General features: G+C 66.6%; 13 protein-coding genes and 1 pseudogene. 6 read left to right on the top strand and 8 right to left on the bottom strand.

Translation table 11 applies throughout. From position 1 onward, the window contains the following. Window positions 1-50: 50 nt before the first annotated feature. The 7 genes and pseudogenes from ACFU95_RS14395 to ACFU95_RS14425 all read right to left on the bottom strand — a co-directional run. On the bottom strand, window positions 51-5576 hold the full coding sequence (locus tag ACFU95_RS14395; RefSeq protein WP_383826769.1) for a class I SAM-dependent DNA methyltransferase: 5526 nt from the start codon (window positions 5574-5576) through the stop codon (window positions 51-53). Window position 5577: 1 nt separating this feature from the next. Beyond that, window positions 5578-8556 carry an SNF2-related protein gene (locus ACFU95_RS14400; protein ID WP_383826772.1) on the bottom strand — a complete coding sequence of 993 codons (2979 nt, stop codon included), beginning with the start codon at window positions 8554-8556 and terminating at the stop codon, window positions 5578-5580. A gap of 157 nt (window positions 8557-8713) precedes the next feature. Further along, the gene (locus ACFU95_RS14405) at window positions 8714-9841 is read right to left on the bottom strand and encodes a serine/threonine-protein kinase (protein WP_383826775.1); all 1128 of its coding nucleotides are present in this window, start codon (window positions 9839-9841) and stop codon (window positions 8714-8716) included. Window positions 9842-10351: 510 nt separating this feature from the next. Next, complete coding sequence (locus ACFU95_RS14410; RefSeq protein ID WP_383826778.1) at window positions 10352-11614, bottom strand: tyrosine-type recombinase/integrase; 1263 nt, start codon at window positions 11612-11614, stop codon at window positions 10352-10354. Between the two features lie 127 nt (window positions 11615-11741). Beyond that, on the bottom strand, window positions 11742-12020 hold the full coding sequence (locus tag ACFU95_RS14415; RefSeq protein ID WP_383826781.1) for a helix-turn-helix domain-containing protein: 279 nt from the start codon (window positions 12018-12020) through the stop codon (window positions 11742-11744). Window positions 12021-12695: 675 nt separating this feature from the next. Then, complete coding sequence (locus ACFU95_RS14420; RefSeq protein WP_383826784.1) at window positions 12696-13703, bottom strand: hypothetical protein; 1008 nt, start codon at window positions 13701-13703, stop codon at window positions 12696-12698. 318 nt (window positions 13704-14021) lie between these two features. After that, window positions 14022-14252, bottom strand: a pseudogene (locus ACFU95_RS14425) (tetratricopeptide repeat protein); the annotation flags it as partial. A gap of 167 nt (window positions 14253-14419) precedes the next feature. Between ACFU95_RS14425 and ACFU95_RS14430 the strand changes: the two are divergent. From ACFU95_RS14430 to ACFU95_RS14450, 5 genes are all read left to right on the top strand, one after another. Beyond that, the gene (locus ACFU95_RS14430; protein ID WP_383826787.1) at window positions 14420-14788 is read left to right on the top strand and encodes a hypothetical protein; all 369 of its coding nucleotides are present in this window, start codon (window positions 14420-14422) and stop codon (window positions 14786-14788) included. 174 nt (window positions 14789-14962) lie between these two features. Continuing rightward, complete coding sequence (locus tag ACFU95_RS14435) at window positions 14963-15304, top strand: hypothetical protein (RefSeq protein ID WP_383826790.1); 342 nt, start codon at window positions 14963-14965, stop codon at window positions 15302-15304. A gap of 290 nt (window positions 15305-15594) precedes the next feature. Next, window positions 15595-15774, top strand: coding sequence for a hypothetical protein (locus tag ACFU95_RS14440; RefSeq protein WP_383826793.1), 180 nt, complete (start codon window positions 15595-15597; stop codon window positions 15772-15774). Window positions 15775-16093: 319 nt separating this feature from the next. Next, complete coding sequence (locus ACFU95_RS14445; protein WP_383826796.1) at window positions 16094-16651, top strand: hypothetical protein; 558 nt, start codon at window positions 16094-16096, stop codon at window positions 16649-16651. Between the two features lie 1239 nt (window positions 16652-17890). Further along, window positions 17891-19072 (top strand): hypothetical protein, encoded by a 1182-nt coding sequence (locus tag ACFU95_RS14450; protein WP_383826799.1) that lies wholly within the window; start codon window positions 17891-17893, stop codon window positions 19070-19072. A 565-nt stretch (window positions 19073-19637) separates the two neighbouring features. Here the strand turns inward: ACFU95_RS14450 and ACFU95_RS14455 are convergent. After that, the gene (locus ACFU95_RS14455) at window positions 19638-20945 is read right to left on the bottom strand and encodes a hypothetical protein (RefSeq protein WP_383826803.1); all 1308 of its coding nucleotides are present in this window, start codon (window positions 20943-20945) and stop codon (window positions 19638-19640) included. A gap of 229 nt (window positions 20946-21174) precedes the next feature. Here ACFU95_RS14455 and ACFU95_RS14460 point away from each other — a divergent pair, with 229 nt between their 5' ends. Beyond that, window positions 21175-22275, top strand: coding sequence for a hypothetical protein (locus tag ACFU95_RS14460; protein ID WP_383826806.1), 1101 nt, complete (start codon window positions 21175-21177; stop codon window positions 22273-22275). Window positions 22276-22534: the final 259 nt, after the last annotated feature.

Here is a 22534-nt window from a genome sequence, read left to right on the forward strand (position 1 = left end):
GCAGCAGTGAGCGCCCCGCCAGGAGTCAAGTCCCGTGCGGGGCACTCTCGTTACGCCTGTTTCTCCTGCGCCTTCCGCAGCCGCCCCTCGAAGACAGCGTGCGCGGCCCGCATCTCCTTCTCACGGTTGGCTTTGTAGAAGGGGGCGGTGTAGCCCACCGGGGGGTCGGTGCGCTCGCCCTGGTCGTAGGCCACGAACTGCTCGTAGTGCTCCTTGGTCTGGCCGTGGCCGTGGGCGTATGGGTCCTTGGCTAGCTGACGTCCGCTCGCGTCGAACCACATCTGTGATTCACGGTCCGCAAGAATCGCGTACCTGGCTTTATGGATGGCGATCAACTCGTCGGCACTCATGCCAAGCCAAACCGCGACCAAGGCGTCAATCTCGACGAGTGCTGCACGCCTCTCGTACTCGGTACGCAAAGGTGTGGCGTGCCCCCAGGCCGACTTGAGGTGTCCGGCGAGCGGCGTGAGCCCAGGCCACTGCACGGCCCAGTCCTCATAACCAGGCCACGTCGCATCATAAAGATTCCTCCAGAGGGGAGCATAGGCGTCGGTGAGGCTGTTAAGACGGAGAGCACGGAGAAGAAGGGCGCTCGCGAGTGGGTGGGATGGATCGGCGTATGGCATCTTCTTAGCTTCGGCGACCTGGAGATGCGAACGCCCCGTGATTCGTAGCAGATAGTCGAATGGCAAGGAAGCCCAGAAACCTGAATTGAGTACCGTCACCCGGTCATTCCGCAGCGCCATCGATTGCACCGTATGGACGTGTGCCGCGCCTGGCGGGATAAGGGCTGCGAACAGGCTTCGCTCCGTGTTGAACGGGACCATAGCACGCCATGCAATTCTATAGAAATAGGTGTATGGACGGAAAAGCCACATACGCCGACGCAACAACTCCCTCTGCTCATCCTCAGGGACTAGCAATTCATCCCCTGTCAGCACGTCGCTTCGCTTTTCCCAATCCCCTTCCGTAGGACTCCAATTCAATTCAACGCGAGAATAATCCAGCCATCGATCTTGAATACCTTCATATCGCTTCACATCACAGTCACGCACGTAGTTTGTGTTCGGAACCGCCGAAGCAGACAGATCCGTCAGATCCCATCTAGACCAGTCCTGCCGTGAACGAAATGGAATGTTCGGCGCTTTGCTGAACGAGGTAGCGATACCCAAATGCGACCCTTGAAGGATCACCTCATCCCAACGGCTCGGCGCAGTCGTGTCCCAGCGGTAGAGCCCCAGTTTCTTGGTCGCCAAATTCTCAAACATGCCGATGGTGATGCGCGGATCGTGCTGACCAAGTCGCTCTTCCACAGCGGACAGGGCCGCAATGGCTCCCTGCTCCTCTGTAGTCAAGGGATGTAGCAGCGCCGCCTGCCGATACGGAACCTCCGTGTCCCCAGTCAAGAGTCGCCACTCAGCCAATGTGTCATCATTGACCGTAATTACCCGAGCTCGGTGTGGGCGAAGATCCCATCCCCCTGAATACTTCATGCCAGGCACTTCTCCCTCCCCGTCGTGGCTGAGGGATGCCAAAAGCGGTTCCACACCATACAGGCCGTTCAACGTGTAAAAGGAGATCTCCTCCTGAGGCGAACCATAGATATGCACGCCGAACTCAGCGGTGCGACTCGCCTCAAACGCCCAGTTGCCGACATTCACAAATCCAGCATGCAGTCGCAGGTGCCGATAAGCAGATTCCCGAATTCTCCCCTCCTTAACACCTCCAAAATGAGTGTCCGGGTGAATCAGACCTGCCGCACCTCCGGCGCCTAGATGCCGCCACACTCGGCACATAAACGCCCGGTAGAGATCTGGTCGCGTCCCGGCAATCAGCGGGTAGGTCGCCGACTCACTTAGGAACGTCGCAACGCCAACGACCGACACCATATCCGCAAAATAGGAAACACGCAGTTCACTGGAACTCAATACCACTTCCTTGCGATCTCGCCAGTTTTCCGCTGATGGTTTATCCGACAACTTGAACCACGGATCGAACTCGGCCAACGCTACGGCCTCATCCCAGTCCGGCCTTACCCAAGGCGGATTCCCCACCTGCAGATCAAACCCGCCCCGCTCCCCCCGAAACACATGCGCGAAGTGCAGCTCCCAGTGGAAGAACCCGTGCCCGTCCTCCGCCTTTATGTCCCGCTCGGTCGTGCCGGCGATGTCCTCGACCACGTCCAGCCACGGGAACCGCTCGGCCAGCTTGAACGGGCTGTCCATGCCCAGGACGCCGTCCAGGCTGCGCTCGTACGTCTCCAGGAGCGGCAGCGCCTCGTCCACCGGGAGATCGTCCAGGCCGTTCAAGAACGAGATGTTGCCCTCGGCGTCGCCCTCGGCGTCCCTCGTTCCGAGTGTCAGCTCCAGGAAGTCCAGCCAGTCGGCGAACGTCTTCAGGGGGATCACTCGGCGCCGCAGGTCATCGACGATCTCGGCCTGCCGGCCGGTCGCGCGCCGCCCCTTGATCTTCAGGCCCTTGATCTCCAGGCCCTTGTCGCTCTCCGCGCCGGCGGCGCCCAGTTCGTCCTGTTCGCCGTCCGGGTCGTCGAAGAGTCCGGCGGCCCGCCAGGCGAGGTCACCGGGCGCGGGGCCGGTCGGGACAGCGGCGGCCTCCGGTTCTGGTGCCGCCGGGGCAGGCGCCGTCCCCAACACCCCTTCCCCCGGCGCGTACTTCGCGTCGGTGCCGTCGATCAGCCCCACCTGGTCCAGCGGCCAGAACCACAGCGCGCACCACGCGTCCATGACCGTCTTCAGCCGCCAGTACGGGGTACCGGCCGCCGTCAGGTCGTCAAGGACGCGCTGCTTGTCAGCTGCCTCAGCCGCCGGCTCCAGCCAGTCCGCGCCCCAGACGTCGATCCGGCGTGACACCTTCCGCTCGGAGAGTTCGAGGCGCTTGGCGACCAGGCTCCACAGGAACTCCGCCCGGCGGGCCACCGCCTGCAACCGGCCCAGCTCGGTCTTGGCAGCCGCCTTGGCCCACCTGTCGTAGCGGGCCTGTCGCTTGTCGTGCGGCTCGCCGTCCCGCTCCTCGAACGGCTTGCACTTGGGGGCCTTCTGCACCCCCCGGCGCCACTGCCCGAGCGCCTTCGCCTCGTCCTCCGCCAGCTTCTTCGCCTCGGGCTCCCCCGCGACCGCGCCCCAGCCGAGCGCAGGGAGGAGGAAGTGGTGCACGGCACCGTCGGGCAACTCGCCGTCTCGGAAGGGGAGTTCGGTGGGCGGCAGCGGGACCTTCTTCGACAGCCACTGGCCGTGCGGCAGCGCGTCCGCGCCGTACACCTTGCGGCCCGCGCCGATGAGGGAGTTGCCGCGCCTGAGGTGCAGGCCGAACCAGGGTGCGCGCATGCCGGGGTGCATGGAGTTCAGCCAGAGGGAGACCTCGGCCAGCTCCACGGCGGTGGCGTTCAGGTCGACGCCGTACGCGTTGTGCAGGGCGATGTACGCCTTGGCCTTCTGGAGTTCGACCGGCCGGGCCTCCGGATCTACGCGGCGGCCCAACTCCCTTTCCCTGCGCCGCAGATACTCGGCCGCCACCTGGTCGATGGCCTCGTTGAGGAACGCGCCCGAACCGAGCGCGGGCTCGCAGATCTTCCAGCCGAGCAGCTCCTCGGCCGACGTGTCGGTGCCGTCCTGGTCGAGGCGGTGCTTGAGGGCGAGTTCGACGGTGACCTCGGTCAGGGACTTCGGCGTGTAGTACGAGGCGGACGTCTGACGGTCGCGGCCCGCCAGCCGGTACACGAACGAGCCCCTGGGGTGGACGACCCGCAGCGGGCGGCCGGTCTCCTCGTGGGGGCGCTCGACGAACACCTCGTCCGGGTAGTCCTGGACCCGGCCGGCGGGGATCATCCAGCTGCCGCCGGACGCGTCACCGCCCTTGGCCACCTCGTACAGGTCCTCGTCGGCGATGAAACCGGTGTAGGACATCAACCCCTCGTAGACCGCGCCGAGTTGGTTGATGCCGAGCTGGGCGTACGAGATGAAGCCGCCGCGTTCGCGTCCCTTGCCCTTGGTGAGCATCAGGCGGCGCAGCACCTTGTGCAGGGTCTCGTTGCGCAGCCGGGTGTCCAGGAACTCGGGCAGGTCCGAGCCCTCCTCGTACGCCGGGTTCTCGACCTGGTCGGCCGAGATGAGACGTACCGCGTCACTCTTGAACAGGTCGGAACGCAGCGGCTCGAAGCGCAGGCCGACATCGGCGCTCCGGGCGGCGACCTTGCGTGCACGGTCGGCCTCACGGATCCGTTCCGTGTACTCGTCCCGGGTGATGGCGTCTGCAGCGAGCAGTTCGGCGGCCTCCCGCTCGGCCTCGGTGGCGGCCCGGTCGGCGGCCTGGGCCTCCAGGTCCTCGGGCTCGCTGCCGAACTCCCGGTGGCCCTTCTGGACCTGCTGGAAGAGCAGGTCGAGGGACTCGTACAGATGGAACCCGCCCCGGGACCGCTCGCCCACGAGGTCGCGGACGACGAGGTCGCCGAGGCGCTGGAGGCCGTAGCCCCGGGCGTACTCGGGATCGTCGGCCGGCAGGATCCCGAGCGTCGGCTGGGCCTCGGCGTACAGCAGGAACAGGATGCGGTAGAGGTAGCGCAGCGACTCGCGTCCGAGTTCCTTGGCGAGGCGCGCCGGTTCGTCGATCTGTTCCGGGGTGACGCCTTGGTCCCGCAGCCGGGCGAGGACCTCGTTGGCGATCCACTCGACGGACAGGCGCAGCCCCTCGCGCAGTTCGGTGGACACACCGACCGCGTGCTTGCCCGACTTGTCGACGAACCCGGCCAGCGGTGCGGTGCCGCCCTCCTCGGGGACGCGCAGCGAGTCCGCGCCGAACAGCGCGGCCACCGTGTCGAGTTCACCGCCGTTGCGGACGTCGCGCCGGTTGAGCGCGGCGTCCAGGCCGACGGCGAGGTAGCGGCCCTCGTGCCAGGCGAGGCGGTCGGCGAGGACGACGACACCGCCGACCAGAATGAGGACGTAGCGCGGCGGCTCGTCGCACTCGAAGAGGAAGTCCGCCAGGGCCTTGGCGTCGGTCAGACGTGCCGACGCCTCCAACGCCACCGGGTGCAGCAGGCGGCCCGCGCCGTCCGGGTCGAGGGCGGCGTCCGGCTCGTCGGTCCAGCCGCAGGAGACGGCGATCAGACCGGGCTCGGTGTGCAGGACCTGGACCGGGTGGTCGTGGCCCGAGCGGTGGACCGTGACGGGCTGCTCGTGGGCCTCGGCGAAGCCGAGCGCGTGCAGGGTGTCCAGGTGCAGCTCGGTGAGACGCTTGGCCCAGTCGGAGGGAACCGGGGCGTCAGGTACGGCGAGGGCCTCCGCGTCCCGGGCGAAGTCGGCGCGGGACGCGAAGTAGGGGCCGTGCAGGGCCCGCAGACCCTCGCGAGGGGTGCGGACACGCGGCGGAACGGTCGCCGGATCCCGCCCTTCGGACTTGGCCTCGGCGACAGCGGCGGCATGGGCGCGCCGCTCCCGCTCCTCGGTCTCGGCCCACCGGGCCAGGAGACCGTCCTTGGCCTTGAGATCCTTGGGGAGAACCTCGGCAAGATAGTGCGCCGAGAGGTAGTCACCATGGTTGACCAGCGAGTCGTACGTCACGTCAGTTCTCCGCCGGGTCGAAGGCGTGGTCGGGGGTCCCGTGATCGGGGGCTTCGTCCGGGGCGGGCCTGTCCAGGACGGCGAGGACCCGCAGCAGGGGAAGCCCGGTGGTGTTCAACTGGTCGAGGAGGTCGGCCTGGTCGCCCGCGGTCTTCTCGACCTGCCGCTTGCGCCGGGCACTCTCACCGGACAGCGAGTCCAGGGACTCCTGACGCCAGTCGGCCAGCCGCTCACGGTAGTCGGCGAGCGGGCCGCTGATCTGGCGCGCCCAGTCGTCCTTGGACGTCTCCAGATGCTCGCGGGCCCGCGCCACCGCGGCGGGCACCAGCGACTGGAGGTGCGCGAGATCGCGCGGATCGCCGGTACGGGCCAGGTCGGGGCGGACCTTCGCCGCGCGCAGGGCGTCGGTCATCTCGCCCACGGGGGCTTCGGGGTCGGTGCTGACGGCCATCCACCTCACGACCGTGGGACGGCCGAGCGCGTTGGAGTAGATGCCCTGGATCAGGAAGGTGGGGTGCTCCACGTGCGGGGAGGTGATCACCGGCGCCTCCTGCCGCCCGAACTGCACGAGCACCTTGTCGGTGAGCCACTCCACGACCGGGTGGATGTCGCTCAGATACGAGACCGTGGGCCAGATCGTGTCCGTGGCCTCACGGGCCTCGGTCAGCTTGTCCTGGGCGAGGCCGCGGTCGAAGGAGAGGATCATCCGCTCGGCCACGCCCTGCTCCTTCAGATAGGAGGGCGGCAGGGCCTTCAGACGGCGCAGCAGGTCGGGGGCCAGGTCCGGGGAGAGGGAGAAGTACGGGCGCTGCTTGGCGTCCTTGCTGCGGGACAGGCCGATGACGTCCTCGGCGTGGTCCTCGTACAGCTCCGCGAGCGCCGTGTCGACGAACGCGGCCGTGTCACCGTCGAACAGCGAGGGGACCTCGGCGCGCTCCGGCAGCTCCTCCTCGGTGATGGTGTCGACCTGGCCGAACAGTCCCGCCAGGTCGGCGTCGTCCGCGGCGGGCGTGCCGGCGAGGAAGTCCTCGACCGTGCCGCCCTCCATCAACTCCCTGATGAGACGCCGCTCTTCCTCGTCGGCACGGTAGTAACCGGTCTCCGCCTCCGCCGTACCGCTCAGCTTGTGGGCCTCCTCCTCGCGGACGAGCAGCTTCTCGGCGACGGTCCGGTCGTCCTTGGCGCCCGGCTGTTCGGAGGTGAGGATCAGCGCCCGGAACTCCGGCTCGTGGCGCTGCCCGTACCGGTCGATGCGTCCGTTGCGCTGCTCGATGCGGATCAGCGACCAGGGAATGTCGTAGTGGATCAGGTGGTGGCACTGGCGGTGCAGGTTGACGCCCTCGGAGGCGACGTCACCGGCGAAGAGCAGTCGCACCGGAGCACCGGCGAGGCTGAACTCCTCACGGATCACGCGCTGTTGCTCCTCGACGATGCCGCCGTGCATGATGCGAACCGCCTCGTGGCCACCGTCCTTGCCGGGGGTGAAGCCCAGGCGCTGGGGGACCTTCTCGGCCAGCCACTTGAGGGTTTCGACGCGCTCGGAGAAGACCACCGCGCGCGTGGTGCTGCCCGGTCCGACGCCGATCTGCTCCAACTGCTCGACGAGGGCGTCCAGTTTGGTGGAGTCCCCCCGTGCGCTGCCGTCGCCCATCGAGTCGACGAGGGCGCGCAGCCGGAGCAGGGCGGCCTGCTCGCCCTCGATCGCCGGGTCCGGTCGCCTGCCGTCCTTCACCATCCTCTGTACTCGATCGCCAAGCGCGATGACGCGTCGGTCGACCATCTCTCCCAGCGCCTTGTGTGAGGAGAGGAACGTCTTGAGGACGTTGTACGCGAAGAGCGGGTCGGTGCTCACCGAGGCCCGCTCCTGATCCGCCGTGCCGAACTCGGTGCTGGTGGACGGCGTGGGCAGCCAGTACTCGGCGAGCTCCGCGAAGATCCGCTCCTCGGCCTCGTTGGCCGGACAGCGCAGCGAGCGGGTGGGGCCGCGGTCCGCCCACTCCTTGCCGATGCCGTTGCGGACCTCGGGGCTGATCTTCGTACGCCTGATGAAGAGGTGCCCGAGGTCCTTCGCCGGGTCGTAGTGGTCTCGGTCCACGATGGCAGCGGGGTCGAGCAACGAGACCAGGTCGGCGAAGGAACGCTTGTCGCCGTTGTGCGGGGTCGCGCTGGCCAGGAGCAGGGCGTCGGTGCGCGGGGTGAGCGTCTCGGCCAGGGCCCGGCGCTGGCTGCCCTGGTTGATGAGGTTGTGGGACTCGTCGATGACGACCGCGTCCCACTGGATGCGCTCCAGGTGGTGCCGGTACTGGCCGATGTTCTTGAGCGTATCGACTGAGATGATGACGCGCTTGTAGTGCGTGAACGGATTGCGGCCCGCGGGGATCTCGCGCTGGATGCGCTGGATGCCCAGCGAGTCGAGCCGCACCAGCGGAATCGAGAACCGCGTCCACAACTCGTGCTGGAACTGCTCCAGGACACTCTGCGGGGTCACCACGAGAATCCGCTCACCGCGGCCCCGGCGGATCAACTCGGCGAGGGTGAGGCCTATTTCGAGGGTCTTGCCGAGGCCGACGACATCGGCGATCAGGATGCGGGGGCGGAGGTTGCGCATGGACAGGGCGAGTTCCGCGGGACGCTGCTGGTAGGGCAGCGGGTCGAGAAGAAAGCGGTCGGCGAGGGCGAGCCCGCGCTCGGTCTGCGGCAACGGCGTCTTGCGCAGGACCGCTTCGAGGAAGAGCCGCCCGCGCCGGAAGTAGGAGGAGGTGTCGGGGACCAGCCGCGTCTTCTCCGGTTCGAGAAGCTCGACCGTGTCGATACCGGTGAAGAACACGGCCTCCTCGTCCCGGACCAACTCCGAAACACCGATGGCCTCGATACGGTCACCGTCGTGCTCGGTCCGGCGCGCGTTCCTGACCAGCCACTCCTCGTCCCGGACGAGGACCTGGGCCCCGGGTGGAAACCGATTCTGCCCCTGCTCTGTCACCCGTGGTCACTCCGTTGTCCATACCGGTTTACGTACCGGTGTCCATACCGGGAAATGTGGTCTGCTCGGTCCGCCCCGAGTCTTTCACGAGGCGTATGCGGGGCATGAGGGGATCCCGGTGACGAAGAGGCTTTCACCGGATGGGGTGGGCGACTCCTCAGAAACGGGCGTCGCTCGCGTAGGCGGCCCTCAGCGCCTCGGCGATCCGCAGCGGCGTGGAGAACCGGACACCCGGGCGGGCGGGACGGCTTCCCTCAGGCCTCTCCGACCTAGTAAACGGAGCGGTGGGGGCGAATTCGCCGGAGGGCGTATAGCCGCCTGGGGCATCGTCCCCATCCCCGTCCCACGAAGCGTCCTCCTGCTCGTGGTCCTGCGGCGGCGCCTCGTCATCCTCTTGTACGGCGATGTCCACCACGGTCGGGGTGTAGGTGGTCCGGGTCTCCGGAAGCTCCGGGGGCTCGGGCGGCAGCGGTAGCTCGGGCAGTGCGGTCTCGGGGGTCAGGGCCGTGAGCCGGCGCTTGGCCCGGACCGCGGTCAGACCCTGGCCTGCGATGACCCTCACGAGCTGCTCGGTGACATGGGTCAGCGTCGGCCGGTCGGCGAGGTCGAGGGCGAGCATCGCGGAGATCAGCGGTACCAGTTGGGGCGGCAGCCCGCTGAGGTCCGGCGGGACGGCCGGGTCCTCGATCCGGCGCGCGATCGCCTGCCAGCTGCTGCCGGTGTAGGGGTAGTGGCCGGTCGCCGCGTACAGCAGGACCGCGCCCAGGGCGTAGACGTCCGCGGCCGGATCGAGGTGCTGCCCGCCCTGGGTCTGCTCCGGCGACATGCACAGCACGGAACCCACCACCACACCGGTCGCGGTCAGCGTCGAACGCCGCTCGGCCAGCACCGCCAGGCCGAAGTCGATCACCTTGGGTCCCGAGGGGGCGAGCAGGATGTTCTGCGGCTTGAGGTCACGGTGCAGCAGCCCTGCCTCGTGCACGGTCCCGAGCCCCTCTGCGAGAAGCGCCCCGAGACTGGCGGTCTCCACGAGCGGCAGCGGCCCCCGCTCGGTGACGTGGGCCAGGAGATCGGGCCCGGGGACGAACTCGACGGCGAGCCAAGGGCGTTCCGCGTGGGCGTCCGCAGCGACGAAGGACGCGATGAACGGGCCGTACACCGTCCTGAGACTGTCCACTTCGAGCAGGAACCGAGCCCTGCTGTCCTCGTCGAGCACCGACGGCTTGATCACCTTCACGGCGACCAGCTGACCGGCCGGTGACTCCCCGAGGTAGACCTGCCCCATGCCTCCGGCACCCAGTCGGCACGCGAGCCTGTACACACCGATGGTCCGCGGATCGTCGTCCCTCAAGGGCTCCACTGCTTGCGGGCCTCCCCCTGCGCTCTGTCGGTCGCCTGATCCCCCACGCCCCCCGAGACGGTCGCCGGCCCGGTCGGCGCTCCAACAGTGTAGGTGAGCGGCCACATACAGCTCCCGTACACACAGAGGCTGACTGTCCCAGGTCGGGTTACGCCGCAGCCAGTCTCCGCCCCTCGATCCATGGCTACTTTCATGGCTACCTTGGTGGCTACGTTCCCAGCCGCGTGTACCGGTTTAAACCGGTACGGACCGGGGCCTGACGAAGCCCTTCCACCTGCGAGAAAAGGGCCCCTGACCAGCATGTTCCCTGGCCATGGGCCCTGAGCGGCAGACGAGTCGGGCTATACGCCGGGTTCTGCCCCGCTCAGGGAGTGATCACGCTCTGACCTGCATGTTTGCGGGCATCCGGCGGCTGGCTTCGCCCTCTGGGACTTCTCAGGGACTTTCGGCCGAGTCCGTGAACCACGCCTCGATGGCGGACAGCCCACGCGCGCCGGCCTGCGGCATGAAGTGCGTGTACGTCCGGAGCGTGAACGCCGGGTCGGAATGGCCCAGCCACTTCGCGAGCGACACGATCGACTCACCGGCTTCGAGCATCACCGAGGCGTACGTATGACGCAAGACGTGGAAGCCGTGCTCGCGGCTCGGCTCCCATACACGCGACGGCTTCTCGCCCGGCTGCCGTTTGGGCAGCGGCGGGATGACTCCCGCTGTCGCGAGCGCGGGCTTCCACGCCTTGGTGTTCCAGGTGGTGCGGTTGATCGCGCCGCGCCGGCCGGTGTACACGAGCAACGGGACGGTCACCTTGCGCCGGTCCTCGCGGGCGAGGTCGGGCTCCTCGGGGTCCAGCCACGGCAGGGTCACGTTGATCGGTTCGAAGTGCTCCTGGTACGCGAGGAGCCGCTTCGCGAGCACCTTCGGCAGGGGCGCGTCGCGTTCCTTGCCACCTTTGGGCGGGCCGAAGTACAACTGCGACTTGCACATGAGGACCTGCCGCTCTATGTGCACGGAGTCGCCTCGGATATCGCCCGGGCTGAAGCCGAACGTCTCACCCTGCCGGAGTCCACACCCGACCCCGAGGTCGAGCGCGATCCTGTACCGGTCGGCCAGCGCCTCCCGTACGGCGTCAACACGATCCTGCTGCCAGGCGCGAGCCTTGCGCTCCGGCTTCTTCGGCGGCTTGATCGAGCTGCTGCCCTTGCACGGGTTGCGGTACAGCCGCTTGTCCTCGACCGCGGCCTGCATGATCGCCTTGAGGTACACCCACGCGACATAGGCCGTGCTCGACGCCACCGCCCTCTGCACATCGGCCGACCACTTGCGCAGCTCCGCAACGCCGATGTCCCTGAGCGCCAGGTCTCCGAGCTGCGGCAGCACCTGCCCCCAGATCCGGTGCCTCATGCTTTCCAGCGTCTGAGCGGGGTGCACCTGGGAGGGCCACCAGTGCTTCTCGACGTACTCACGAAGGCTGATCGCACCATCGCGCGCGTCGACGAATTCCCCTCGACGCGAGTCGGTCTGCGTCTCGGCCAGCCACGCCTTGGCGTCCGCGACCGTATCGAAGGACCGGTCGCGGACCCCCGGTATCCCCTTGACGCGGTAACGCGTGCACTTGCCCCACAGCGCCGTGCGTTCACGCTTGCCCGTCTCCTTGTTCGGCCGCTTCTTGAGCCACCGGTCCTCGATGTAACCCGCCATACGCGACTTCTCCTTGGCCTGGTCATGGTTCTCTCCGCGCGACCTACGTCGCGATCAGACACACAGACGATCTCCGTGTGCATGAAATTCCGAGTGCTGCTGAACTCCGCGAAACCGTTCCCCCAGGTCAAGCAGCCGGGTGTCGTTCGCGCTGCTGCGGCGCTTTGTTCAGCGGGTTGAGAGCCGGGTTCGACCGCGAGTCCGCCTGCTGCTGTTCGTTAAGCCACGCATCGAGCAGGTCCCGGCGGTACATGACCCTTCCGCCAGGCCCCATCCGGAAGCTGGGCGGCCCTTGCCGGCGGTGGCGCCAGACGTAGAGGGTGTTCACGGAAATACCCATGTACTTCGCGGCATTCTGAACATTCAGGAAGGAAGCCTCGTCGGCAGGCTTGGACTGGTTACGCATCGCGTGTCTCCGGGATAGGCGCCGCCAAGGCAGCGGATGTTCCGTCCTCCCGCCTACCGCGCGGTGAAACCGCACGGAAAACTGCTGGCGAGCAGGATCAGAATCCGGAGAATCACCGATTTGGCACAGCTGTCCCGCGGTGATAGAGCAAAGTATGCGGCCGTCATCTGCTCACGTTCGAGACGTCGGGACTTGCGCCAGCAGACGTACGTACCGTCTCAGTGAAGCTGCTCAGTCCGCCTTGGCGCTGGAGGGCTGCGGCCAGCCTGCCTCGACGATGCTCCAGAGCATGGCAAGCCGAGGCCAGATGTGCATGGCCAAGGCTCCGGCCAGAGGCGCCGTCGGCACTCGAATCCGAGACCTACGCATTACGAGGGCCTGCAAGATCGTGACGGTCGCTGCCCCGTGATCACGCTCGATCCGCTTTTCCCTGGTCAGAGACTTGCAGAGCTCGGTGGCATGATGCTTGATCCAGTGGATGCTGAACCGTCCGCACACGCATCGCTCACGCATTCGGAGTGTCTGGCCGGGACTCCGGAGGCGACTTCCGCGGCAGCGGCCAACTCGCCGTGGGCGGCTGACCGCAGACTCGGTTGGGGACGAGAAGCAGATCGAGAACCAGGTCGAGCGCTGCCGCCCCGGGACCGCCGGCCGCCTGATTATGAGGGCCGAGGCTCAGTCGTCGTAGCACTCGGTGACGACGAACCGCGTCCCCTCAAGCACCCCTCCGACACGCGTCTCGGCCCACTTGGCAAGCAGGTCCGGCTGAACTTCGACCCGGTTCAACAGATCGGCGATCTCATCAGCGCCCGGCGATGTGGCGAGCACACAGCGAACTACCGCGCTACCTGTTGCGCTGCTGTAGTCCTCGTAGTCCTCGTAGTCCTCGTCGGGGTCATCGGGTACCCAGCGGCCGATCTCGACGTGCCAGGAATCGGCGCCGTCGTCACCGGGCTCCGGCGCATGGACAGACAAGTAGTACCCGTCTGAATCGTACGGCTCAGCGAAGATCGCAAGGTTGGCCTCTTCCAGCCCCCCAAGCATGTCAGGGAACCGAGAGCAGGCGGTGACCAGCACCCGCAGGTTCGCGACGGCCTCCTCACGCTCCTCGGGAGTGATCCCTTCTTCGAGACGATCCAGCTGCTCACGTGCCTCACGGCTCAGCATGTCCACGCCGCCGTCATACGTCACGAACGGCTGGCCGAAGTCCCAGGAACGCCGACCCTCCGTCTCGGGCACGGAAGTTCCCTCTGAGTACTCGGTGAGCGCCTCGGACAACTGCCGTGCTTCCGTTTCCAGTTCCGCGTTGATCGCGATGTGGATGGGCTCAGGCACCACCGTCAGGGCTTCGTCCAAATCGGCGAGCGCCTGGTGGAGTTCCAGACAGGTGTACTCGTACCACAGGCTGTGCGCACCGCTCAGAAGGTCAGCGCGCGAAGCCCGGTCGGTCAGCGCTGCAAGGTGCTTCGTCGGATAGTGCGCCACCCCGCGGTCGCGACGATCGTGAACGCTCACCGGGACGGTGGTGAGGGCGGAGATCCGATTGAGCGCGTCAACGATCGGTGCCGCAAGGGCGGATGTGGCGAGGCTCGTTACAGTCGACGACTCGACCCCGCCCGGCCCCTGGTAGGTCGCCAGGATCTGCGTCTTCCCGCGGTTCGCGTGCTGAGAATAAACGGTCATGGGAACGCCTTTCGACCACCGAGCCGAGACAGCATGGTGGTCACGGAAGAATGCGGAGAGAGGCGGTGGCGAGGGCGCGTTCCGACGCTCCGTACCTCGAAGAGACCGGCGGTGGCCCAGGTACTGTCCCGAGCTCCTTGCCTGCGTGCACCTTAGGTGTACGTGTCGCGTGCCACAACCAGATTGGCTGGGTTTGCGGGAGCAGGGGGCTGCCGGCTGGTCGGCGTGGTCGGTGGAGAGACCGGAACGCTGCATTCGGGCCTCCGCAAGGGCGAGTCTGTGGCGGGCTCGCTAACCCCTCGGGCAGCGCGGCCCGGCGACTTGGTAGTAACGCTGGGGCGGCGCCTCCTCGCGGAGATCGTGGTGCTTCCCTCCGGCGAGGTAAGCGAGTTCGGCAACGGCGCCGGGGGCGGCCTGCTGTAAGGCTCCGTTCGGGAAGCGGACGCGGAGCATGGAGGCGGCAGTGTCGGCAAGGTAGGCGGTGAGAGTGGTCAGGCCGTGGCCGCCACCGAGGCGCTCGTCGGCCGCGCTGAAGGCTGCGGTGATCCGACCACGAATGCTCGCAGAGCTCGCAGCACGAGTACCTCTGCTGCCGCCTGCGACCAGAACGGTTGACACGCCAGGCTCCCATGCCGCACTCCACCCGTGGCACCCTCACACCACACACAAGAACCGCACAACTGCACAACCCACGCCGCGATCCCAAGGGGGGACTCTTGCGCACCACAACGGCGGCAATCATGATCGCTTCCCTTACGCTCACTGGCTGCGGAATCGTCGACAGCAGCGACTCTGTCGAGCCCACCGACAGCATGACGTTCTGCGCCCAGCTCGGCGCCCGCATGATGACCATCGTCAACACCGATGAGAGCAACCCTCCGGACCCTGCACGCGTGGCCCAGACGGACCAGACGATGCAGGAGACCGCTGACCGCATTGCAGCCACCGAGGACGAATGGGGCGGCCTCGGCAACCTCACTCGCTCGTTCCTCGCCGCCGACGACCCGCAGACCATGCAGACCTCCCACGCGGGACTACAGCTTTACTGCAACAAGCACAGCCTGTCGCCCTTCCCGCAGAGCTGATCCGCTTCGCGCGCAGTAGAGGCCCCCGGCACGGACAACACGACCACGCAGGGGGCCTTTCGCATGTCCTGGCCCAGCGGTCACCCGCAGGAAGCAATCCGTCCGGGAACTCCTGACAAACTCACGCAACGCCAGCACACTGCTCCACACGCCATCACACCAACGGGAGCGCGCATGGCCAGCAACCCCTACTTCAACCAGCCCTTAACGCCGGCCCGGCCGCGCATGTTCAACTCCACCCTCGCCAAGGTCGTGTGGACGCTCGTGCCGATCGTCACGCTCGGCCTGGCCGCCGCCGTCCCATTCGTCGTCGCCGCGGTCAAGGGCGTCGTCAAGCCGTGGCTGGCGGTTGGCTACGTGGTCGGCGAGATCGTGATCATCGGCGTGGCGATGGCGATCTCTCCGTCGCCCGACGACAGCAACCCGTTCGCGGGGTTCCTGTTGGTGCTCCTGATCATCACGGCGGCGACACACACGGCGCTCCTCGACAACGAGAAGATCGCCATCGGGAAATAGGACGGGCCGAAACCGTCCGCCTGCCGGTGTCGAGCAGGCGGGCAAGTCGCCTGAATGAGACGCCCATTCCTCCCCGAGTGCCTACCGAGTGCCAGCACCGCCTGGAGCCCGCAGGTCGCAGCCCGCAAACCACCCGACCACGCAGGAAGCGCCGATCACACTGGGGCTCCCCCCAACTGGTCGACGCCGCTGGCTGACTGCAAGGTGTGCGCGGGCCCTCGTCCGGCAACGCGACCAGGCCGGGCAGAAGCAGGATCACTCACGCGCTACGTACCCCCGAACGTCAAGCCGTGACCGCGCTGCACTTGCGCCGGTACTGCGACGGCCTGATAACCGACCTGGATGTTGCCGTGGCGGTCAGCCACGAGTTGGGAATGTCTGGACCTGGCTGGACGGTGCGGGCGCACCGCGAGCACGCGGACCTTGTTGACGTGGACTCCGCGCGGTCCGCATCCTGGCTCGCGTTCTGATCACTCGCGCCCTACAACGCGACGACTGACCTCCCCGTAGATCCCCGCTCCCGGCGGCGGCGACCGTCGCACGAGTGCCCGCCCGTCCTCTCAACACCTCAGGCGACACTAGAGGGCGGGGCGGGTACAGCCCGGCCGGTTCGCGTCTTCCTGCCAGGGCCTCGACGCTTCGAAGGCCCCGCGCCAGCGCGGACCCCTTGGCGGAGACGGGCAATCGGACCATCACCTATTCAAGGTCACAATAAAGACACATATCCTCCACTCGGGGCGCACACGGCAGGAGGATGCCGATCACGCACTAACCGTCCCTGGGGGACTCATGAGTGACGCCACGCCACCACCCATGCCCGACTTCCCGCCCCCGCCGCCGACACCGAAGAAGTCCCGCACCAACGCCGTCATCATCGGCTCAGCCGCCGCCGTGATCGCCGCTGTCGTAGCGACCGGCATCATCGTCGTGCAGTCCGGAAACGACAACAGCAAGCCAGCAGCCACCGCCGCGCCGAACACCACGGACGAGGACGTCACGGCCGCTGACGCCGACGAACCGACCCCGGAGCCGACTTACGAAGAGGTCGGTGTCGACAGCTTCACGATCGAGCTGCGCACCACCGAACGGCAGTGCTTCGGGTCGGCGGGCTGCAACGTGACGGTCGAGCCGGAACTGACCTACTTGGGCGACAGCGGGGCCATCGACCCGGATGCCGTGTACGAGATCACCTACGAGGTCCGGGGCGACCAGTCAGGCCCGGTCATTGAGACGGCCGAGCTGTCGGACCAGACGAGTCTGAACTACACGCCGTCAATGATCAGCACTGCTTCGGCGGGGACGAAAGTGTCAGTGAAGATCACTGACGTGTTGGAGCGAGGGTACTGAGGCGCCGCAGGCCAAGTGTGAAGCGACCCCGCCCGGTTTCCCGGGCGGGGGGTCGTCATGCGGTGGGCTACTTCCCACGCGGCTTACGCGCCTTCCTGAAGCTCACCGGCCCTACTGCCCCAACGAGTCAGTCACAGGCTCCAGAAGACCCGCCAGGCCCCCTCCCGGCTGCCAGTCCCGGGCCGGGCGTGACTCTAGATAGGCCCTCTTGGACTCGAACCCATCAACCAATGGATTGAAAGTCCTGGCCAAAGCATGACGGATGGTTTCGGAGACTCTCTCAGTGTCCGGAACCACCTGGCCAGGAGGACTTCGCCGTGTATCGGGGTTTACCGCCTGATGGCTCCTGCCGGACCGTCCGCTCACGCATCGCTCACGCAGAGCACCCCACACGAGCTGCACGGAACGCCCGGACGGGCCACGCTTGCGGATCCATCCAAGATCACAAAAAGTAGGCTCGACCCTACAGACACCGGCCCGTTCGACGGGCAGCCTGGGTGCATCGGCTCAGCCTCATTCCCTTGACGCGGGATCTCCGAGATCAGCAAATGCATCAGCTCTGATTCTGACCCGCCCCCTCACGGCGGCGAGTCTTGTACGCGGTGCCTCAATGAGGCTCGGCTCGTTGGATTCAGCCGCGTGTCCGTCTGATGGCGTGGGTAAAGCCGGGGGTGATCACGAAATGTACCTCGCGTGGTACAGACTTCGCGGTGTGAGACGGAGAGGCTGGTACCCGAGGTGGGGAGCAGCCGATGAGCGGGTTGGCGGTGGAATTCGAAGTCGTTACTGCCATTTGTGCTGTGCGGGTTCTGATTCGCCAACTTTGTGAGCTGTTGGTGGACGTCGAAACGCAATCCGCGCCTGGCGCTCCGTGCGTGACGCCTTGCGGGACGAGCAGGAGGAACACCAGGGCTGACCTCGGCGCTCACTCCGACTTGGCGGCGAGCGGTCGGCACCAGGCCAGGGCGCTCGGCAGCCGAGACCGCTGGGCTGGATCTCTGCGGCCGGCCTGGTGGCGGAAGGGCGCAGCGTTCCGTTCCGGAACAACCGCAGGTACTGGTCAGTTCTAAACAGGCACTGCTGATCATTTGCTACGCGTCTCTGTCGGCAGCGAGTGACGGCGCACGATCATCAAGGGCGTGCGGACAACGGCGACAGCTCGGACTCAACCCAAGCGTCGCCGGGACGCTGCAGAAAATCCATGAGAGCGGCGCACGGAGCAATCTATGATCGTTCGTCATGGGCGTCTACATAAGCCGACATCGGACAGATGCGACACCGAAGCGAGCATCGGAGTCGGATGCCGAATTCTTCGAACGGATCGCTGGCCCGTTCTGGGACCAGGTTCGAGATGTGATCAACGAGTGGTGGTCACGCCTGCCCCCCGATGCTCAGGCCGGCCTGCGCAGTCGGCTACGCGATCGAAATTCCGACGCGAACGTCTTCTCCGCGTTGTGGGAGCTGTACGTGCACGAGATGCTGCTCGGCTCCGGTTGCACCGTGGAGATCGAGCAGCAAATAGGCACAGGGGGAAAGTACCCAGACTTCCTGGTCACCCGTGGCGATGAGCAATTCGTTGTCGAGGCGATCTGGACGGCCGAGAATCTGGACGCAACCGGGAGCCGCTCGCTCCCGCCTCAGGTGGTGGACGCGATTGACCGTGTTCCGAGCCCAAACTTCTACGTGGCGTACAAGGTTGACAGCGTTGGCTCGACCACACCGCAGCAACGGCGGTTGAAGAACGAGCTGACACGATGGCTGGCCAGCTTGGACCCCGACCAGGTCACTGCCGAGTATGAACAGAAGGTGCCGCTACCCAGGCATTCCTGGCAGGAGGCGGGTTGGCGCCTCAGCTTCGAGGCGATCCCCCGCAGCCCCGGCAGGCGAGGCGATCCGACGAGCAGGACAATCGGCTTCCATCCCTCGGTGTGGGTCGCCGATGACTCAGATCGGGTACTCAAAGCCGTGAGAAGGAAGGGCAGGAAGTACGGCGACTTGGGGCTACCATTCATCGTGGCAGTTGGCAATTCTGCGGTCTTTCCCGAGGATGAGGACACCGAAAGCGCGTTGTACGGGACCTCGGTCGAGTACGCCCACCACACCGGATCAACGTTCGGTCGCAATGCCGACGGCTACTGGACTGCTGCGCAAGATCAGACCCATAGCCGGGTCAGCGGCGTACTGACCGTCGACAATCCGGCACCTTGGACCTGGGCGAAGAAGGTCCCAGTCCTCTGGCAAAGCCCCGCACCTGACTCGCTCCCGGCTCCCGTTCTCCCCACCTGGGAAACTGCACAGTTGGTCGATATTCGCATCGAACGCCAGCCAGCGGCTCGCCCCATCCACACGTCTCTCGGTCTGTCTGAGGACTGGCCGATCGGAGATGCTTTTCCCCGGCGTCGGCCAAGCGCCGAAAGCTGAGATCGGACACCAAACGGGCGGATGCCCCACGTATGGAGAGTGCCCGGGGACCAGAGCAGGTCCCCCAGTAACCGGCTGCCCTGTGAGCGCGCGGGCGACCTGCCAGATGGCAGCATGCCCCTGCACTTCACGTGGGATCGCGGACTTGTCGACTGGCTACTGCTCACCGTCGTACGTGACTCAAGCGCAAGTCCGCCGATGCGTAACGACTGATCAGCCCCGTTCTGCCGCAGGAGGTGAGCGCATGCCCATCTCCCTCAACTCGTCGAAGACCACGCTGGCGTCACCCTTGGTCTGTACACGGACACCAGGAACTGGCTCCTGCAGCCCAACGCGCGGCAGCGCGGCGAGGTCGCCGCCACCACGGTCTCCGACCACTGCGGAAGACCGGTGTTGTCGAGTTCTCCGTGTACGGCGCCGTCGGCAACCTCGCGCTGCACGAGCGCGGCGACTTCCCCGGTCAGCAACACGCGCGAACGCATCAGGCAGCATCACGGCCAGTAGCGGGACTTCGTGATCATCGAGCGCCGCATCCCTGCCATCAACTGAACAGCGGAGACCGCGCTCAGGAAGCTTCGGCGGGCTGGGGATTCCAGAGCTCGGTGTATCGCTCCACTTCCTCGGAGCTCAGTTCATTGTCGCCCTCGGTGCGCAGCAAGGTGGTGTCCCATGGCCGGCTGCCATCGTTGCGCGGGGTAAGCAGCACGCCGAGGGTGGAGCTTTGTTCGGCCAGGCCGGTCTGCTGGTGGAGTTGGTGGTGGCGTAGCAGTACGTACGACTGGAAGGCGGCTTCCACCTCGGGACCGAAGCGCGTGGCGCATCCGAAGATGAGCTGGCGGGTGCCCGACGGGTCGATGGAACGGCGCCAGCGCCACTTGGATTCGTGGTCGGGCACCCCGCGCACGTCGGCCAGCATGTCCAGCAGCAGTTGTCCCCACTCAGCGCGCGCTCCGACCGGCAGCTTGTCCAGGTCGGAGAGCAGGAGCTGCCGGTTGGGCTCGCTCATCTGCGATCGGATGGCGCTGGTGGCGACGTCCTCCATGATGATTCGCATAACCCGGTGAGCATGATCCGACCCCACTGGGGCCTGCGGGAGCAATGGGGTGGAGAAATGGGTCCCGCCGAGTCCAGCGACATCGGGGTTAAGGGGGCCGGGGGGTGCCTCGGCGTCGGCCGCGGCGAACTCGTAGTACCGCACGGGCTCTTCGCCCAGGGCTACGGGAGGCTCGACGGCGGCGCGGAAGAGGTAGTCCAGGACGGCGGTGGTGGAGCGCAGCTGGTCGAAAAGGAAGTCCCAGTCCCGCCGCGTCAGGGCGATCGTGGGCATGCCGATCGGCTCCAGCAGGCAGATCGTGCCCTCGGGTACTTGCTCGTGATCCAGCAGAAACACCCCGATCCACTCGTAGGCGTTGCCGTCGACAGACAGCGTGCGATCGCGGCCGTTGGCCATGTCAGCGGGCAGCATCCGCAACTGACGCACGGTGCCCTTGGCCTGACGTAGAGCCTTGGTCGCCACCTTCTGTATCCAGGCCACCTCGCTGTCCGCATCCTTGGGCTGGATCGTGCGCGCCTTGACCTGGATCACCGCGCCACGTCCTCCGGCAAGCAACAGCCTGTCGCCGAGCTCGCGTCGACCGGAGCCCTTGCTAGTGTAGGCGGACCGGAAGACGAAATCGGACAGACCCCAGGTGGCAGCGGCGGTATGTGCCGCCGCCTCGGCACCCGGGCCGTGCTCCACGCCGGACGGCAGCGGTAGCGCCGGACGTATGCGCCGCACGCACTGCCCGTTCGCGGTTTCCACAATGAGCGTGAACGCGTCGGGGTCGTCGTCCTGGATGAACCGCCACAGCGCGGAAGAAGCCTGATCAGTCACGCCCTCCATTAGACGCAACGCACGGCCGCCGGCACCTGCCCTTTTCTCGTAGCACTTGTCGCTCGGCAGCCTTCCGGCCCGGCACGAAAATGAGGGCCACCCTGCAGGACGGTCGTGCGGGCGTCCCAGGCACGCCGAGCAAGGCCGGTGCCCACGGACCCGAAACACGATATGCCCCAGCTGGGCGGCACCTCTATCCTGGTTCGTTGCCCACCTGGAGATAGACGCCATGACCGCCCTGACAGACCCGCTCACCGAGGAGCAACGGCTCCTCCTCGACATCGTGTGGACGACGTTCGTCGAACACGAGCGCTTCCCGAACTTTTTCCACGTCGCTTACCGCATGCGAAAGCACGGCCACGACGCCGCGAGGGTCCTCTACAGCTTCCCCGTGATCGGCCAAGACCAGGTCTCAACCGGCTACCGGGCCGTCGGGTGGTGGGGGCACGGCTTCACCCCGCAGTCCGACGGGCCGGTGTACCTGACCATGGCGGGGCTCTACCACCTGCAGCATAACCAGATGGCCCGCGATCTTGCCCGTGGCCTGCTGGCGTATAGGCAGCAGATGACCTGGGAGCAGGACAAGATCCTCGACAGCCCCTTCGACCTGCCCGATATCGACGTGAACCTCGGCGACGTCCTGAAGGAGATCGACGGCACCAGTCCCCTGTTACAGCGCATGACGGAGATCGCCGACCGCGAGTGGCCGGGCATGCGCTTCAACAAGACATCCCTCACTGGCCGACTCGGCGCGCTGCCATCCGCGGACTGCGACACCCTCGACCTCTACCTCGCCGATATCGCCGCCCACCTGTCGCCCCCTGCGCCGCCGGAGGCGCTGTCCTTCACCGAGCCGCGCGCCTTGTTGCGCGCGCTGAACTTCCTCGACGTCACCTACGAGCTGGTCTTCGGCGAAGCCCTAGTTATCCCGCCGCCCATGGATCGCTCCAGCCTCCTCGCCTTGGACGTCGACGACGAAGCGGCCTACAACTCCGGGCTGGTCGTCTTGACCGACATCCTGCGCGACTTCAAGGTGCCCGGCCGCAGTCCAGGCTCGGGCCTGCTGCGACTAGAGGAACATCTCGCCGACAAGCTACCCGCGCTCGACCGCGACGCGGTCCACCAGGCCGTACAGCTCCTGGACCAGATCCGTGTCATCCGCAACTCCGCCGTCCACCCCAAGCCACGGCCGGAACTCGCCACCGCCCACCACGCGCTTGGGCTGGGCTTCCCGGTCCGCGACTTCACCGCTGCCTGGGACAGCGTCCGCGCGCACGCTGAGCGGGCCGTGAGCAACCTGCAGGAGGCGATCCAGTCCGCTAGGCCCTGAGACCAGTCGCCGCGGAGGGTGTTTCTATCTGTTCGGTCAAGGTCTGTGGGCTTGGTCAGGAGAAATAAGGTAACCAGAAGGGGCACGATCTTGATGGGTGGTTCCGGACGCTTCTTCGGTGTCCGGAACCACCTCGTCAGGTCAGGTTCGATGTGACCTTCGATCCGATCCCTCGCGGCCGCCGCTGCATCGTCCGCTCACGCATCACTCAAGCACCCAACGCGTTCTACCGTGGTCGAGGGGCCGACTCCGATCACGC

It is taken from the genome of Streptomyces sp. NPDC057623 (genome assembly GCF_042800355.1).
Taxonomy (GTDB): domain Bacteria; phylum Actinomycetota; class Actinomycetes; order Streptomycetales; family Streptomycetaceae; genus Streptomyces.